We start from the raw sequence: 13,857 nt of genomic DNA, 5'->3' as shown, positions 1-13,857 counted from the left end.
TAGGTAGACGTCGAGCATGAACTACACCCTCAACTTCGCGCCCGTGTGGCAGAACCTGGACCATTTGCTGGCCGGGCTCGCCCTCGGCCTGCAGCTGGCGCTGGTGGGCATCGCCATCGGCTGCCTGATCGGCCTGGCCACCGCCTTCGCCCTGCTCTCGCCGGTGCGGGCGCTGCGCTGGCTGGCGGGGGGCTATGTCACCCTGGTGCGCAACACCCCGATCCTGGTGCTGATCCTGCTGCTGTACTTCGCCCTGCCCAGCGTCGGCATCCGCCTGGACAAGCTCAGCTCCTTTCTCATCACCCTGGCGCTCTATGCCGGGGCCTACCTGGCCGAGGTGTTTCGCGGCGGGCTCATGGCCATTCCCAAGGGCCAGCGCGAGGCGGGCCTGGCCATCGGCCTGCGCGAGTGGCAGATCAAGGCCTACGTCATCATTCCGGTGATGCTGCGCAACGTGCTGCCGTCGCTTTCCAACAGCTTCATCTCGCTGTTCAAGGACACCTCCCTGGCGGCGGCCATCGCCGTGCCGGAGCTGACCTACCAGGCGCGCAAGATCAACCTGGAAAGCTACCGGGTCATCGAGACCTGGCTGGTGACCAGCGCCCTCTACATCCTCACCTGCTACGTCATCGCCCTGCTGCTGCGCCAGCTGGAGCGACGCCTGAGCCTGACCCGCTAGGAGCCCGATCGTGTACGAAGCCCCCTCCTGGTTCCTGGAATTGTGGAACGCGCGCCAGACCCTGGCCGCCGGGTTCGCCACCACCCTGGCCTGCTCGGTACTGGCGGTGCTCGGCGGCACCCTGCTCGGCACCCTCGGCGGCCTGGCGCTGACCTATGGCCGCTGGCCGCTGCGACTGCCCTTTCGCCTCTATGCCGACCTGATCCGCGGCACCCCGGTGTTCGTGCTGGTGCTGGCCTGCTACTACATGGCGCCGGCGCTGGGTCTGCGGCCCACGCCCTTCCAGGCCGGCACCGCGGCGCTGCTGCTGTTCTGCGGCTCCCACGTGGCGGAGATCGTCCGCGGCGCCCTGCAGGCCATCCCCCGCGGCCAGCACGAGGCGGCCAAGGCCATCGGCCTGACCTTCGCCCAGAGTCTCAAGGAGGTGCTGCTGCCCCAGGCGCTGCGCCAGATCCTGCCCACCTGGGTCAATGCCTCCACCGAGATCGTCAAGGCCTCCACCCTGCTCTCGGTGATCGGCGTGGCCGAGTTGCTGCTGAGCAGCCAGCAGGTCATCGCCCGCACCTTCATGACCCTGCAGTTCTATCTGTTCGCCGGGCTGCTGTTCTTTCTCATCAACTTCGCCATCGAGCGGCTCGGCCGCTATCTGGAAAAACGGGTGACCCTGCCATGACCGACGCCAACGCCCCGCTGTTGAGCATCAACGGCCTGCACAAGAGTTTCGGCGCCACCGAGGTGCTCAAGGGCATCGACCTGACCCTCGACCGCGGTGACGTGGTCACCCTGATCGGCTCCAGCGGCTCGGGCAAGACCACCCTGCTGCGCTGCGTCAACCTGCTGGAAGACTTCCAGGGCGGCAGCATCCAGCTGGCCGGCGAGGCCATCGGCTACCGCGAGGAAGGCGGTCGCCGCCAGCGCCTGCCGGAGCGCGAGATCGCCCGCCAGCGCTCGCTCACCGGCATGGCCTTCCAGCAGTTCAATCTGTTTCCCCACCTCACCGCCCTGGAAAACGTCACCCTCGGCCTGCGCAAGGTCAAGAAGATGGGCAAGGACGAAGCCATCGCCCTGGGTGAGCGATGGCTGCGGCGGGTCGGCCTGATCGAAAGACGCGACCATCATCCCGGCCAACTCTCCGGCGGTCAGCAGCAGCGGGTGGCCATCGCCCGCGCCATCGCCATGAATCCCAGCCTGATGCTGTTCGACGAACCCACCTCGGCGCTGGACCCGGAGCTGGTCGGCGAGGTGCTGGCGGTGATCAAGGACCTGGCCCAGGACGGCATGACCATGCTGCTGGTGACCCACGAGATGAAATTCGCCTACGAGGTGTCCGATCGCATCGTCTTCATGAGCCAGGGCCGCATCGAGGAGCAGGGCCCGCCCCGCGAACTCTTCGAGCGCCCCCGTTCCACCCGTCTCGCCGAATTTCTCGGCCGGACCTCCTTCTGAATCCTTCCCCCGCTACAGGAGCACCCTTATGAGCATCACCCGATACGGCGCCGGCGAACGCGGCGCAGGCGGCCAACCCCTGCCCTTCGCCCGAGCGGTGGAAGCCGATGGCTGGCTGCACGTCTCCGGCCAGGTGGCCATGGAGAATGGCGAGATCATCGACGGCGGCATCGTCGCCCAGACCCACAAGACCATGCAGAATCTGATCGCCATCCTGCACGAAGCCGGCTACGGTCTGGAGCACGTGGTGCGTGCCGGCGTCTGGCTGGACGATCCGCGTGATTTCTGGAGCTTCAACAAGGTGTTCGCCGAGTACTTCGCCGGCAATGCCCCGGCGCGCGCCTGCGTGCAGTCCTCCATGATGGTGGACTGCAAGGTCGAGATCGACTGCATCGCCTACAAACCCAAGGCCTGAGACAAACCGCCCAGATGACCGAACCTACCCGCCAACGAGCCCGCGGCCTGGACCGCGCCTTCGACATCCTCGATCACCTCAAGCGGGTGGGTCGGCCGCTGCGCCCCAACGAGATCGCCGCGGGCCTGGGCATTCCCAAGTCCACCGTCTACGACCTGGTCGGGCTGCTGCTGGAGCGGCACATGCTCGATGCCGTGGGCCGCGACGGTCAGGTCTACCTGGGCCGCGAGCTGTACTTTCTCGGCCAGGCGCACCTGCGCCACTTCGACCTGGCCCGCGAGGCCGGACTGCTGCTGGACGACATCGTCGCCCAGACCCGCGAGACCGCCCAGCTGTGCCAGCTCAACGGCCGCAAGTACACCGTCTCGCTGATGAAGGAAGGCGCCCGCGCCTTTCGCATCTCGTCCAATGTCGGCGAAGACGCGCCCATTCCCTGGACCGCGTCCGGGCGACTGCTGCTCGGTCATCTGAGCGATGCCGAGATCCTCGCCCTGATCGATCCGGACGACTTCATCCTGCCCGACGGCAGCCGCCTGCCCCCGGCGACCTTTATCGCCGAGATCCGCAGCGCCTGCGCCGAAGGCTTCTTTTCCTTCGACAGCATCGCCGACACCTACACCCACTGCTTCGCCGCCCCGGTGCAGGACGCCAGCGGCCTGAGCATCGCCACCCTGTGCATAGTAGCGCCCCGCGCCGACGCCCAGGCCCACCATGCCGAGTACCGCCAGGTGCTGGTCGACAGCGCCCGCCGCCTGTCCCAGCGCCTGGGCGGCCAGGAGAATCCATGACCATCCTCATCGCCCCCGAGAAAGGCGCCGCCAGTCCTGGCGCCAACCTGCTCAGCGACATCGCCCTGCCCGCCCTGGTCATCCACCAGGACGCACTCGATCACAACATCGGCTGGATGCAGGCCTTCGCCAGCGACCGCGGCGCCGAACTCGCGCCCCATGGCAAGACCAGCATGGCGCCGGCGCTGTTCCAGCGGCAGCTGGCCGCGGGTGCCTGGGGCATGACCCTGGCCACCGCGGTGCAGACCCGCGCCGCCCAGGCCCACGGCGTGCGCCGGGTGCTGATGGCCAACCAGCTGGTGGGCGCACCGAACATGGCGCTGATCGACGAGTTGCTCGCCGCCGATCCGGACTTCGACTTCCATTGCCTGGTGGATCATCCCGACCAGGTGACCGCCCTGGGCGCCTTCTTTGGCGCACGGGGGCTGGCGCTGCAGGTGATGATCGAATACGGCGTACCCGGCGGCCGTTGTGGTTGCCGCAGCGAAGCCGAGGTACGAGAACTGGCCCGGGCCATCGCCGGGCAACCGGCGCTGCGCCTGACCGGCATCGAAGGTTACGAGGGGGTGATCCACGGCGCCGAGGCGGCCACCGACATCCGCGCCTTCGCCGATTCCCTGGTGCGCCTGGCCGAAGAATTGCGCGGCCAGGGCGCCTTCGCCCTCGACCGACCCATCGTCACCGCCTCGGGTTCGGCCTGGTACGACCTGATCGCCGCCGCCTTCGACCAGCTGGAAGTGCGCGAGCGCTTTCTCGCCGTCATGCGGCCCGGCAGCTATGTGGTCCATGACCACGGGATCTATCGCGAGGCCCAGCGTGGCGTCCTGGCCCGCACCGGTCTGAACGAGGGTCTGCAACCGGCGCTGGAGGTCTGGGCTCACGTGCAATCCCTGCCCGAACCCGGTTTCGCCATCCTGGCCCTGGGCAAGCGCGACATCGCCCACGATGCCGGCCTGCCGCTGCCGCTGCGCCGCTACCGGCCCGGCCAGACTGCAGCTGAAGCCATCGATGTCAGCGGCTGCACGGTCACGGCCATAATGGACCAGCACGCCTTCATGGTCGTCGCCCCGGGGACCGCACTGGCCATCGGCGACCTCATCGCCCTGGGCACCTCGCACCCCTGCCTGACCTTCGACAAGTGGCGCCAGGGCTGCATCGTCGACGAAGGTCTGCAGGTCGTGGAGACCTTCGCGACCTGCTTTTAGGCTTGTTCGAAAGGTCGTCGAACGAAGGTCAGGCAAGGCAAAAATCTGTGAGGAAGCGGATCGGACTCGCGCTCGAGTTTACGAATGGTAAATGAGCATTCCGACTGGGCTGGCATTCCAGCAGATTTTTAACGCAGCATGACCGAGTGCAGGCACCTTTCAGACAAAGCCTAGGGGCGCAGCTCGCCCTCTTCCTCCCCATCCCAGTAACGGATGCGCTCGGCATGCACCTTGATGAGGATCATGCCGGGCGTGTCGGTGCCCTGGGGAAACCAGCGGTCCAGACTCTTGGTCCAGTGCGCCTCGAATTGCGCCTTGTCGCGGATCAGCTCGGCGTGCCCTTCGATGCCGATGAAGATGCCGGGCTTGCCGAGCAGGCTCTTGCCTTCGCTGAAGCTCAGTCCCACCGCCGGATCCTGCTCGATGTCCCGGATCTTGGCCGAGTCCTCGTAGGCATAGAACCAGGAGTCCCCGTCGTATTCGACGTCGCCGTTGTTGCTCATCGGCCGGCTGGTCAGACGCCCGGTACCGGTGGTCAGCATGCAGAAATCCAGATCGCGCATCGCTTTGGAAAGGTCGTGCAGGGTCTTGTCGGCCATGGGGGTCGCTCCGGTTGGGCGGGCAGGCAGTGCCCGTATGCATTCAGACCGGGGGCGGCCGCCGCTTGGTTCCGGCGCAGCGGCGTCGCCCGGACTTTTCGGACGGACAGCCCTAGTGGGAAGCGACATAGACCGCCGTCGCCGGCGGTGCCGGCAGCGCATAGGTGGCCTTCATCCAGTCGATCTCCGCCAGCGGGGTCCGGCCGAACAGCCGCTTGAATTCGCGACTGAACTGGGAGGCGCTCTCGTAGCCTACGGCAAAGGCCGCGTTCGCCGCCGGGAGGGCGTCGCGCAGCATCAACAGCCGCGCCTGGTGCAGACGGGTCGACTTCAGATACTGCATGGGCGTGGTGCCGGTAATGTCGCGGAAGTGCCGGTGGAAGCTGGGCTGACTCATGCGCGCTTCCTGCGCCAGCGCGGCGACGTCCAGCCGCTCGGCATAGCGGGCGTGCAGGGTGCGCAACGACCGGGCGATACGGCCGAAACGCCCCTGGCGATCCAGGGCCGCGCGCAACGAGCCGCCCTGGGCGCCGGTGAGGATCCGATAGTAGAGCTCACGCAGCAGCGCCGGCCCCAGCAGCCGGGCATCGGTCGGCACGCTCAGGACCTCCAGAAAGCGCAGCGTCGAGGCGCGCAGCGGCTCATCGATCGGCGAGGCATAGAGCCCGCGGGGCGCCTCCAGCGCCGGCCCGAGTTCGCTGTCTAGCTGCAGCACCAGGTCGCCGAGCAGCCGAAAATCCAGGCGTAGATAGATGGCCAGCAGCGGTGCCTCCGGACTGGCATCGGTCTCCATGGTGAAGGGCACGGGCACGGAGACCACCAGGTAGTGCTGGGCATCGTACTGATAGACGCGGTCACCGAAGTAGCCGCGCTTGCCGCCCTGGCAGACGATGACGACCCCGGGATCATAGAGCACGGGTACGCCGGTCAGCGGGCGATCCGAGCGCAGGAAGCGCACATCCTCCAGAGGGCTGAGGTTGTAGCCTTCCTGGGGCGCCAGCCTGCCCAGCAGCGTCACCAGCCGGCTGGCAAGGGGATCGCTCGGATTCATGGGGCCTCCGCTTCAGCCATCGGTGGAAAGGGTCAGGGCTTCCCAGCGGTCGATTTCCCGGCTGGCCGTGGCCAGGCGTTCGCGAACCAGGTGCAAGGCATCGCTCCCCAGCAGCAAGTGCGTTGGCGGCGCCGGCAGGGCGATGAGCTGCAGCAGCGCCTGGGCCGCCTTGCGTGGATCGCCCAGCTGCTTGCCGCTCTTGGCCTCCCGCGCCGCCCGGATCGGCGTGAACTGCTCGTCGTAGTCGGCGATGCCGCGTGCGCTGCGACGCATCGAGCGACCCGCCCAGTCGGTGCGAAAGGAGCCGGGTGCCACGGCGGTGACCCAGACGCCGAAGGGTACCAACTCCTGGCCCAGGGCCGCCGAGATACCCTCGAGGGCGAACTTGCTGCCGCAATAGTAGGAGATACCCGGCAGGGTAATGGTGCCACCCATCGAGGTGATGTTGATGATATGACCGCGGCGCCGTTCGCGGAAGGACGGCAGGAAGGCCTTGGTCATGGCGACCGCCGCGAAGACGTTGACCTCGAATTGCTGGCGCAGCTCTTCCAGCGGCGATTCCTCGAGAATGCCCTCATGGCCGTAGCCGGCGTTGTTCACCAGGACATCCACCGGACCGTGGGCTGCCTGAACCTCGGCCACCACTGTCGCCAGGCGCGCATGGTCCGTGACATCCAGCAGCACGCCATGGGCCCGGTCCGACAAGGCCGCGAAGGCCTCCAGATCGGCTTCCCGGCGCAGCGTGCCGATGACGCGGTGGCCGGCCGCCAGGGCTTCCCGCGCCAGGGCATTGCCCAGGCCGCTGCTCACGCCGGTGATGAAAAGGGTCTTGTGCTCGTTCATGGTCCACTCCCATCGTTGGAAGCGGCCATGCTAGCGCCGGTGTCTGGCGCCCCCACTGCCGGATCGTCTGGGTGTCTTGCCTAATCCTCTCGGCATCGACGCTCCGTGCTCAGGTCCCCCGCGGCTTGGCCCGCGCCGTGGGTTCGGCGATCAGGGGATCGTCCGGCCAGTAGTGCTTGGGATAGCGGCCCTTGAGATCCTTCTTCACCTCGCCGTAGGTATTGGCCCAGAAGCTGGCCAGGTCCTGGGTGACCTGCACCGGTCGCCGCGCGGGCGAGAGCAGGTGCAGCTTGACCGCCAGCCGCCCTCCGGCGAGGCGCGGGGTGTCGGCCAGGCCGAACAGCTCCTGCAGCCGCACTGCGAGCACCGGTGGCTGCTCGCTATAGTCCAGGCGAATAGTGGAACCGGAGGGCACCGCCAGGCTGCGTGGCGCCAATTCGTCCAACTGGCGCGGCAGCGGCCAGGGCAGCAGCCCCTGGAGCATGGCCGCCAGATCTAGATTGGCGAAATGGGCCAGGCGGCTGACGCGATCCAGATAGGGCAGCAGCCAGACTTCCAGGCTGGCCAGCAGGGCGGCGTCGCTCACGTCCGGCCAGTCGCTCGTCGGCTGCTGCTGCAGATCCAGCTGGCGCAGCAGCGCCACCCGCGCCTGCCACTGGCGCAGCTCCGGCGTCCAGGGCAGCAGCTCCAGCCCCTTGCGCCGCACCAGTCCGAGCAGGGCCCGGCTGCGGGCGGCGGTGTCCAGATTCTTCAAGGGTTCGCGACTCAGCACCAGCTGGCCGATCCGCCGCTGGCGTTCGGCGCGCAACACCCCTTCGCGCTCGTCCCAGTCCAGTTCGTCGTGGCCTGCCACCTGCTCGGCCAGCGGCCCCTCGAACAGCGCCGGATCCAGTTCCGCGGCCAGGTAGATACGCTCTTCGCGCTGGCCCTGGCGACTGCCCAGATCGGCCACCACCAGCCAGGGCGATTTCATCAGTCCATCCGGTTCGCCAAAGCTGGCGGCCCGGCCATTGGCCAGGCGATAGTCCTGGCCGCCGGCCTTGCGCTGCTGGGCGATGCGATCCGGATAGGCGCAGGCCAGCAGCGCACCGGTCCAGCGCGGGTGCTCGGGATCGGCCACCGGCTGCCCGGCCGGGCCACGCAACAGGCCGCGATACTGGCGGACCAGCTGCCGAATCCGCGCCACGCCGCCGCGCGGACCTCGGCCTTCACCGGCCAGGAGCAGCAGGCGGGTGTGCAGATCGGCGCCCTGCCCCGGGGCCAGGTCGCGCTCGCCCAAGAGCGCGGCGACCTCGCAGGCACGCTCGGCCAGGCCCCAGGCCTGCCCCCGCAACAGCAGGTGCGCCAGCCGCGGATGAGCCGGCAGGCCGCTCATGGCCTGGCCGTGAGGGGTGAGCACGCCCTGGTCGTCCAGGGCGCCCAGGCGCACCAGCAGATCGCGGGCCTGCGCCAGGGCGGCGGCGGGTGGCGGATCGAGCCAGGCCAACTCCTCGGCGTTCATGCCCCAGCGCGCCAGTTGCAGCGCCAGTCCGGCCAGATCGGCCTGGAGGATCTCGGCGCTGTCATAGGCCGGCAACTGCTGATGCCCCTCCTCCGACCAGAGTCGATAGCAGACGCCCGGCTCCAGGCGGCCGGCGCGGCCCTGGCGCTGGGTCGCCGAGGCGCGGGAAATGCGCCGGGTGGTCAGGCGGGTCATGCCACAGCCGGGATCGAAGGCCGGCACTCGCGCCAGGCCCGCGTCCACCACCACCCGCACCCCTTCGATGGTCAGACTGGTCTCGGCGATGCTGGTGGCCAGCACCACCTTGCGGCTACCTGGCGGCGCCGGCTCGATGGCCGCACGCTGGGCGGCCAGTTCCAGCTCGCCATGCAGCGGACAGAGCAATACCCCGGCGGGCAGCTGCTCCGCCAGGCGCTCGGCGGTGCGGCGGATCTCCGCCTGGCCGGGCAGGAACACCAGCAGGCTGCCGGCTTCCTCGTCCAGCGCCTGGAGCACCGTGGCGGCCACCCGCGCTTCCAGGCGCTCGTCCTGGCCGAGCGGCCGGCTCCAGCGGGTCGTCACCGGAAACATCCGTCCTTCGCTGCGCACCACCGGCGCGCCGCCGAGCAGCGCGGCGAGGCGTTCGCCTTCCAGGGTGGCCGACATCACCAGCAGCTTGAGCGGGGTATCGCGCAGCAGTTCGCGACCGCTCAGGGTCAGCGCCAGGGCCAGGTCGGCGTCCAGGCTGCGTTCGTGGAATTCGTCGAAGATCACCAGGCCGACGCCGTCCAGCGCCGGATCGTCCTGCAGGCGCCGGGTGAGGATGCCCTCGGTCACCACCTCGATACGGGTGCGCGGCCCGACCCGGCTCTCCAGGCGGATGCGATAGCCCACCGTCTCGCCGACGCCTTCGCCCAGCTCCGCGGCCAGGCGCTCGGCGGCAGCGCGCGCCGCCAGCCGGCGCGGCTCCAGCAGCAGGATGCGCTGGCCGGCCAGCCAGGGCTCCTGCAACAGCGCCAGGGGCACCCGGGTGGTCTTGCCGGCCCCGGGCGGCGCTTCCAGCACGCAGTCGTCGCGGTGGGCGAGGGCCTGGCGCAGCTCGGGCAGGACAACATCGATGGGCAAGGGCGTCATTGGGCACGGCCGGTGGTCTCAACGGGGCGGGCAGTATAAAGCGTCTCGCCCGCCGTGGTTCCGGCCGCTATAGTGGCGGCCTCATCCAACCGGAGGTTGTCTATGTCGATGCGTACCCGCGCGGTGTGTGGCGTCCTCGCCGCCGCCCTGTTCACCCAGCTGACCGCTTGCGGCTCGCTGTTCTATCCCGAGCGTCGCGGCCAGATCACCGGCAGTGGCCGGATCGATCCGGGCATCGTCGCCCTCGATGCCATCGGCCTGCTGTTCTACATCATTCCCGGCCTGATCGCCTTTGGCGTGGACTTCGCCACCGGCGCCATCTACCTGCCCGACAACAAGCGCGCCGAGGTCGATCCCGGCGAGCTGAACAAGGCGGTCAATCCGGACGGCAGCGTCGATCGCGCGCGCCTCAAGGCCATCATCCAGCAGGCCACCGGCCACAGCCTGCCGCTGGACGATCCGCGCCTGCTGCAGCGCAGCGGCAGCAACGAGCAGCTCGCCAGCCTGGGGCTCGCCCCGCGCGCCTGATGAGCGACCCGCACCGCACCGAGCGGCTGCTGCGTCGCGCCACCGCCGCCTCGGTGGCGGTGGCGACGACGCTGATCCTGGCCAAGGCCGTGGCCTGGTGGTTCAGCGGCTCGGTCAGTCTGCTCGCCGGCTTGACCGATTCGCTGCTCGACGGCCTGGCCTCGGTGTTCAACCTGCTGGCGGTGCACTACGCCCTCAAGCCGGCGGACGACGACCACCGCTATGGCCATGGCAAGGCCGAATCCCTCGCCGGCATCGCCCAGGCGGTCTTCATCGGCGTCAGCGCCGTGCTCATCGCCTGGCAGGCGATCGGACGCCTGCAGCAACCCGAGCCCCTGGGCGCCCATGCCCTGGGCATCGCCGTCACCCTGTTTTCCCTGGCCCTGACCGCCGTGCTGGTGGCCTACCAGCAGCACGTCATCCGTCTCACCGACTCCACGGTGGTCCGCGCCGATGCCCTGCACTACCGCTCCGATCTGCTGCTCAACGTCGGCATCCTGGTCGCCCTGGCGCTGACCGGCTTCGGCTGGTACTGGCTGGATCCGCTGTTCGGCCTGGCCATCGCCCTCTACATCCTCTGGAGCGCCTACGGCATCGCCCGCGACTCCTTTGGCGTGCTGATGGACCAGGAACTGCCCGCCGACATCAGCGAGCACATGCTGCAGCTGGCCTGCCAGGTGCCGGGCGTGGAGGGTGCCCATGACCTGCGCACCCGCCTCTCCGGCAATCACTGGTTCGTGCAACTGCACCTGGAGCTGCCGGGCGAGATGAGCCTGTCCCGCGCCCATGTGCTGTGCGACGAGGTGGAAGCCGCCATCCGCGCCGAATATCCCCAGGCCGAAGTCTTGGTCCACGCCGATCCGCTGGACGCACCCGACGTTCCGCACCGACATCCGCTGCCGCCCGCCACCTGAGCGGAACCCGGCGCCGCTGCGCTCTCTCGAATCTGCTGAGCCTGATTCAAGAGAGCGCCCAGACGGCGCCGGAGTCCACCATGAAAGCCATGCACCCCGTCGCGCGCCTCGCCGACCTGCGCGAAGACCGTGGCACCGCGGTCAAGATCGAAGACACCGAAATCCTGCTGCTGCGCGTCGGCGACGAGGCCCGCGCCTTCCAGGCCAAATGCCCCCACGCCGGCGCGCCCCTGGCCGACGGCGCGGTCTGCCAGGGGCGCCTGGTCTGTCCCTGGCACAAGGCGAGCTTTGCGGTCGAGGATGGCAGCCTGTGCGAACCGCCGGCGCTGGACGCCCTGCAGCGCTATCCGGTGGAGGTGCGCGATGGCGAGGTGCTGGTCGGCCGCGATCCTCTGCCTGCACAGGCGACGGAATCCCGGCCCGACGACCGCCTGTTCGTCATCGTCGGCGCCGGCGCTGCGGGAACCGCCGCGGCCGCCGCCCTGCGCGAATTCGGCTATGGCGGACGCCTGCTGCTGATCGGTCGCGAACCGGGCGAGCCCTACGACCGGACGGCCCTGTCCAAATTCGTCCTCCAGGGCGACAAGGCCCCCGACGAAGCCCCGCCGCTGCGCGAGCCCGAGTTCTTCCGCCAGCAGCGCATCGAACGGTTGCATGCCGAGGTGACCCGCCTGGATCCCCAGACCCGTCAGCTGGAACTCGCCAACGGCCAGACCCTGAGCTACGACGGCTGCGTGCTCGCCACCGGTGGCGAACCCAAGCCGCTAGACGTTCCCGGCGCCCAGCTCGAGGGCATCCACCTGCTGCGGACCCGCGCCGACGCGGCCGCGATCCTCGCCGAGCTGCCCGCCGAGGGCCGCGCGGTGATCGTCGGTGCCAGCTTCATCGGCCTGGAAGCCGCGTCCGCCCTGCGCAAGCAAGGCCTGGCAGTGGACGTGGTCTCCCCCGCCTCCCTGCCCTTCGTCAAGCAGATGGGCGAGACCCTCGGCCAGCACTTCAAGACCCTGCACGAGGCCAATGGCGTGACCTTCCACGCCCCCAGCGAGGTAGTGGGCTTCACCGGCGACGCTCACGTCCGCCAGGTCAGCCTCAAGGACGGCAGCCAATTGCCCGCCGACCTGGTGCTGGTGGGTACCGGCATCACGCCGGCCACCACTTTCCTCACCGATCTGCGCCTGGCGGATGACGGCAGCGTCCCGGTGGACGCCGAGCTCCGGGCCGCCGAGGACCTCTACGCTGTCGGCGATCTGGCCACCTTTCCCTTCGCCGGTCAGCCGACCCGCATCGAGCACTGGCGCCTGGCCCAGCAACACGGCCGCCTGGCGGCGCGCAATCTGCTGGGCCACGCCGAACGCTACGCGGACGTGCCCTTCTTCTGGACCCTGCATCACGGCAAGCGTTACGAATACCTTGGCCATCCCCGCCACTGGGACGACATGCATCTGGACGGCAGCCTCGGCGACCAGACCTTTGTCGCCCTGCTGCTGGCCGAGGATCGGGTGGTGGGCGTGGTGGCCTGCCAACGGGAACGCGCCACCGCCATCCTGGCCCAGCGTATGCGTCAGCCGCTGGGACGCGCCGAGGCCCTGGACATCGTCCAGGCCAATTGAGGAGTCGCCATGGCCAATCCCTATCGCGTCGGCCTGATCGCCGATACCCATGGCCTGCTCCGGCCCGAGGCGCTGGAGGCCCTCGCCGGCAGCGACTTCATCCTGCACGCCGGTGACATCGGCAAACCCGAGATCCTCGATGCCCTGCGCGAGCTGGCACCGCTGGCGGTGGTCCGGGGCAACAATGACGACGTGCCCTGGGCCGACGACATCCCCGAGCGCGTCACCCTGACCCTGGACGGCATCGACATCCATATGCTGCACATCCTGCCCGAGCTCGACCTGGCCGCCGCCGGTGCCCAGGTAAGGGTGGTGGTCAGCGGGCACTCGCACAAGCCGCTGATCGAAGAGCGCGATGGCGTACTCTACATAAACCCCGGCAGCGCTGGCCCACGGCGCTTTCGGCTGCCGATCAGCGTTGGCCGCCTGACCCTGGACGCCGGCCAGATCCAGGCCGAGATCCTGGAACTCACCCCCTGAAGGAATCCCGATGAGCATCGATTACCACTTCTACGAACCCAGCCAGGGCCACGGCCTGCCCCACGATCCCTTCAACGCCATCATCGCGCCGCGTCCCATCGGCTGGATCTCCTCCCAGAGCGAAACCGGCGTCCTGAACCTCGCGCCCTACAGCTTCTTCAATGCCTTCAACTACAAGCCGCCGCTGATCGGCTTTTCCAGCCAGGGCTACAAGGACAGCGTGGCCAACATCGAGCGTACCGGCGAATTCGTCTGGAACCTGGCCACCCGCGAACTGGCCGAGGAAATGAACACCAGCAGCGCCATGGTCGGACCCGAGGTGGACGAATTCGCCCTGGCTGGCCTGGAGCCTGCCGCGTCGACGGTGGTCAAGGTGCCGCGTGTCGCCCGTGCCCAAGTGGCCTTCGAGTGCCGGCTGAGCCAGATCGTCCGCCTCAAGACCGCCGCCGGGGACGAACTGGATCAGTGGCTGGTGCTGGGCGAGGTGGTGGCCGCCCACATCGACAAGCGCCTGCTCAAGGACGGCATCTACCAGACCGCGGCCGCTCGCCCCATCGTCCGCGGCGGTGGCCCGGCCGACTATTTCGAGATCACCGAGGCCGCGCTGTTCCGCATGCGCCGCCCGGACTGAGCGGTAGGCTCTGAAATGCAAAACGGCGCCCTCGGGCGCCGTTGTCGTTGCCGT

General features: G+C 68.8%; 15 protein-coding genes. 11 read left to right on the top strand and 4 right to left on the bottom strand.

Going from position 1 to position 13,857, the window contains the following annotated elements:
- Positions 1 to 16 precede the first annotated feature (16 nt).
- From OXS31_RS13235 to OXS31_RS13210, 6 genes are read left to right on the top strand one after another with little or no spacing between them, the layout of a single operon-like run.
- Complete coding sequence (locus OXS31_RS13235) at positions 17 to 679, top strand: amino acid ABC transporter permease (RefSeq protein WP_027598510.1); 663 nt, start codon at positions 17 to 19, stop codon at positions 677 to 679.
- 10 nt (positions 680 to 689) lie between these two features.
- Positions 690 to 1,352 carry an amino acid ABC transporter permease gene (locus OXS31_RS13230; RefSeq protein ID WP_140220646.1) on the top strand — a complete coding sequence of 221 codons (663 nt, stop codon included), beginning with the start codon at positions 690 to 692 and terminating at the stop codon, positions 1,350 to 1,352.
- Positions 1,349 to 2,125, top strand: coding sequence for an amino acid ABC transporter ATP-binding protein (locus OXS31_RS13225; RefSeq protein WP_115946722.1), 777 nt, complete (start codon positions 1,349 to 1,351; stop codon positions 2,123 to 2,125). The genes OXS31_RS13230 and OXS31_RS13225 overlap by 4 nt, the downstream gene beginning before the upstream one ends.
- Positions 2,126 to 2,153: 28 nt before the next feature.
- Positions 2,154 to 2,540 (top strand): RidA family protein, encoded by a 387-nt coding sequence (locus OXS31_RS13220; protein ID WP_027603007.1) that lies wholly within the window; start codon positions 2,154 to 2,156, stop codon positions 2,538 to 2,540.
- Positions 2,541 to 2,554: 14 nt separating this feature from the next.
- Positions 2,555 to 3,328, top strand: a complete 774-nt coding sequence (locus tag OXS31_RS13215) for an IclR family transcriptional regulator (protein WP_044342118.1) — start codon at positions 2,555 to 2,557, stop codon at positions 3,326 to 3,328.
- Complete coding sequence (locus OXS31_RS13210) at positions 3,325 to 4,533, top strand: amino acid deaminase (protein WP_115946721.1); 1,209 nt, start codon at positions 3,325 to 3,327, stop codon at positions 4,531 to 4,533. Before OXS31_RS13215 ends, OXS31_RS13210 begins: the two co-directional genes overlap by 4 nt.
- Positions 4,534 to 4,703: 170 nt before the next feature.
- Here OXS31_RS13210 and OXS31_RS13205 read toward each other — a convergent pair whose 3' ends face one another.
- The 4 genes from OXS31_RS13205 to hrpB form a co-directional block, all read right to left on the bottom strand.
- Positions 4,704 to 5,132 carry a pyridoxamine 5'-phosphate oxidase family protein gene (locus OXS31_RS13205; protein ID WP_027598506.1) on the bottom strand — a complete coding sequence of 143 codons (429 nt, stop codon included), beginning with the start codon at positions 5,130 to 5,132 and terminating at the stop codon, positions 4,704 to 4,706.
- A 112-nt stretch (positions 5,133 to 5,244) separates the two neighbouring features.
- Positions 5,245 to 6,183: an AraC family transcriptional regulator gene (locus OXS31_RS13200; protein ID WP_115946720.1), complete on the bottom strand. Its 939-nt coding sequence runs from the start codon at positions 6,181 to 6,183 to the stop codon at positions 5,245 to 5,247.
- Positions 6,184 to 6,195: 12 nt separating this feature from the next.
- On the bottom strand, positions 6,196 to 7,026 hold the full coding sequence (locus OXS31_RS13195; RefSeq protein ID WP_027598504.1) for an oxidoreductase: 831 nt from the start codon (positions 7,024 to 7,026) through the stop codon (positions 6,196 to 6,198).
- A gap of 109 nt (positions 7,027 to 7,135) precedes the next feature.
- Positions 7,136 to 9,640 (bottom strand): ATP-dependent helicase HrpB, encoded by a 2,505-nt coding sequence (hrpB, locus tag OXS31_RS13190; RefSeq protein WP_267399408.1) that lies wholly within the window; start codon positions 9,638 to 9,640, stop codon positions 7,136 to 7,138.
- 102 nt (positions 9,641 to 9,742) lie between these two features.
- Here hrpB and OXS31_RS13185 point away from each other — a divergent pair, with 102 nt between their 5' ends.
- The 5 genes from OXS31_RS13185 to OXS31_RS13165 all read left to right on the top strand — a co-directional run bounded on the left by OXS31_RS13185 (position 9,743) and on the right by OXS31_RS13165 (position 13,803).
- Positions 9,743 to 10,168 (top strand): hypothetical protein, encoded by a 426-nt coding sequence (locus tag OXS31_RS13185; protein WP_027598502.1) that lies wholly within the window; start codon positions 9,743 to 9,745, stop codon positions 10,166 to 10,168.
- The gene (locus OXS31_RS13180; protein WP_042136792.1) at positions 10,168 to 11,082 is read left to right on the top strand and encodes a cation diffusion facilitator family transporter; all 915 of its coding nucleotides are present in this window, start codon (positions 10,168 to 10,170) and stop codon (positions 11,080 to 11,082) included. The genes OXS31_RS13185 and OXS31_RS13180 overlap by 1 nt, the downstream gene beginning before the upstream one ends.
- Positions 11,083 to 11,162: 80 nt before the next feature.
- Positions 11,163 to 12,692 (top strand): apoptosis inducing factor family protein, encoded by a 1,530-nt coding sequence (locus OXS31_RS13175; protein WP_267399404.1) that lies wholly within the window; start codon positions 11,163 to 11,165, stop codon positions 12,690 to 12,692.
- A 9-nt stretch (positions 12,693 to 12,701) separates the two neighbouring features.
- A complete protein-coding gene (locus tag OXS31_RS13170; RefSeq protein ID WP_027598499.1) occupies positions 12,702 to 13,172 on the top strand; it encodes a metallophosphoesterase family protein in 471 nt (156 codons plus the stop codon).
- A 10-nt stretch (positions 13,173 to 13,182) separates the two neighbouring features.
- Positions 13,183 to 13,803, top strand: a complete 621-nt coding sequence (locus OXS31_RS13165) for a flavin reductase family protein (RefSeq protein ID WP_042136787.1) — start codon at positions 13,183 to 13,185, stop codon at positions 13,801 to 13,803.
- Positions 13,804 to 13,857 lie beyond the last annotated feature (54 nt).

Source organism: Pseudomonas sp. GM_Psu_1 (assembly GCF_026544185.1).
GTDB lineage: Bacteria > Pseudomonadota > Gammaproteobacteria > Pseudomonadales > Pseudomonadaceae > Chryseomonas > Chryseomonas oryzihabitans.
Note: the sequence above shows the minus strand (reverse complement) of the source record. Positions and strands in the feature narration are given on the sequence as shown.

Excerpts from the sequence above, each read along its gene's own strand:
- OXS31_RS13185 (WP_027598502.1), top strand. The coding sequence starts at position 9,743 with ATGTCGATGCGTACCCGCGCGGTGTGTGGCGTCCTCGCCGCCGCCCTG.
- OXS31_RS13170 (WP_027598499.1), top strand. The coding sequence starts at position 12,702 with ATGGCCAATCCCTATCGCGTCGGCCTGATCGCCGATACCCATGGCCTG.
- OXS31_RS13205 (WP_027598506.1), bottom strand. The coding sequence starts at position 5,132 with ATGGCCGACAAGACCCTGCACGACCTTTCCAAAGCGATGCGCGATCTG.
- hrpB (WP_267399408.1), bottom strand. The coding sequence starts at position 9,640 with ATGACGCCCTTGCCCATCGATGTTGTCCTGCCCGAGCTGCGCCAGGCC.
- OXS31_RS13175 (WP_267399404.1), top strand. The coding sequence starts at position 11,163 with ATGAAAGCCATGCACCCCGTCGCGCGCCTCGCCGACCTGCGCGAAGAC.
- OXS31_RS13200 (WP_115946720.1), bottom strand. The coding sequence starts at position 6,183 with ATGAATCCGAGCGATCCCCTTGCCAGCCGGCTGGTGACGCTGCTGGGC.
- OXS31_RS13165 (WP_042136787.1), top strand. The coding sequence starts at position 13,183 with ATGAGCATCGATTACCACTTCTACGAACCCAGCCAGGGCCACGGCCTG.
- OXS31_RS13195 (WP_027598504.1), bottom strand. The coding sequence starts at position 7,026 with ATGAACGAGCACAAGACCCTTTTCATCACCGGCGTGAGCAGCGGCCTG.
- OXS31_RS13215 (WP_044342118.1), top strand. The coding sequence starts at position 2,555 with ATGACCGAACCTACCCGCCAACGAGCCCGCGGCCTGGACCGCGCCTTC.
- OXS31_RS13210 (WP_115946721.1), top strand. The coding sequence starts at position 3,325 with ATGACCATCCTCATCGCCCCCGAGAAAGGCGCCGCCAGTCCTGGCGCC.
- OXS31_RS13220 (WP_027603007.1), top strand. The coding sequence starts at position 2,154 with ATGAGCATCACCCGATACGGCGCCGGCGAACGCGGCGCAGGCGGCCAA.
- OXS31_RS13180 (WP_042136792.1), top strand. The coding sequence starts at position 10,168 with ATGAGCGACCCGCACCGCACCGAGCGGCTGCTGCGTCGCGCCACCGCC.
- OXS31_RS13235 (WP_027598510.1), top strand. The coding sequence starts at position 17 with ATGAACTACACCCTCAACTTCGCGCCCGTGTGGCAGAACCTGGACCAT.
- OXS31_RS13225 (WP_115946722.1), top strand. The coding sequence starts at position 1,349 with ATGACCGACGCCAACGCCCCGCTGTTGAGCATCAACGGCCTGCACAAG.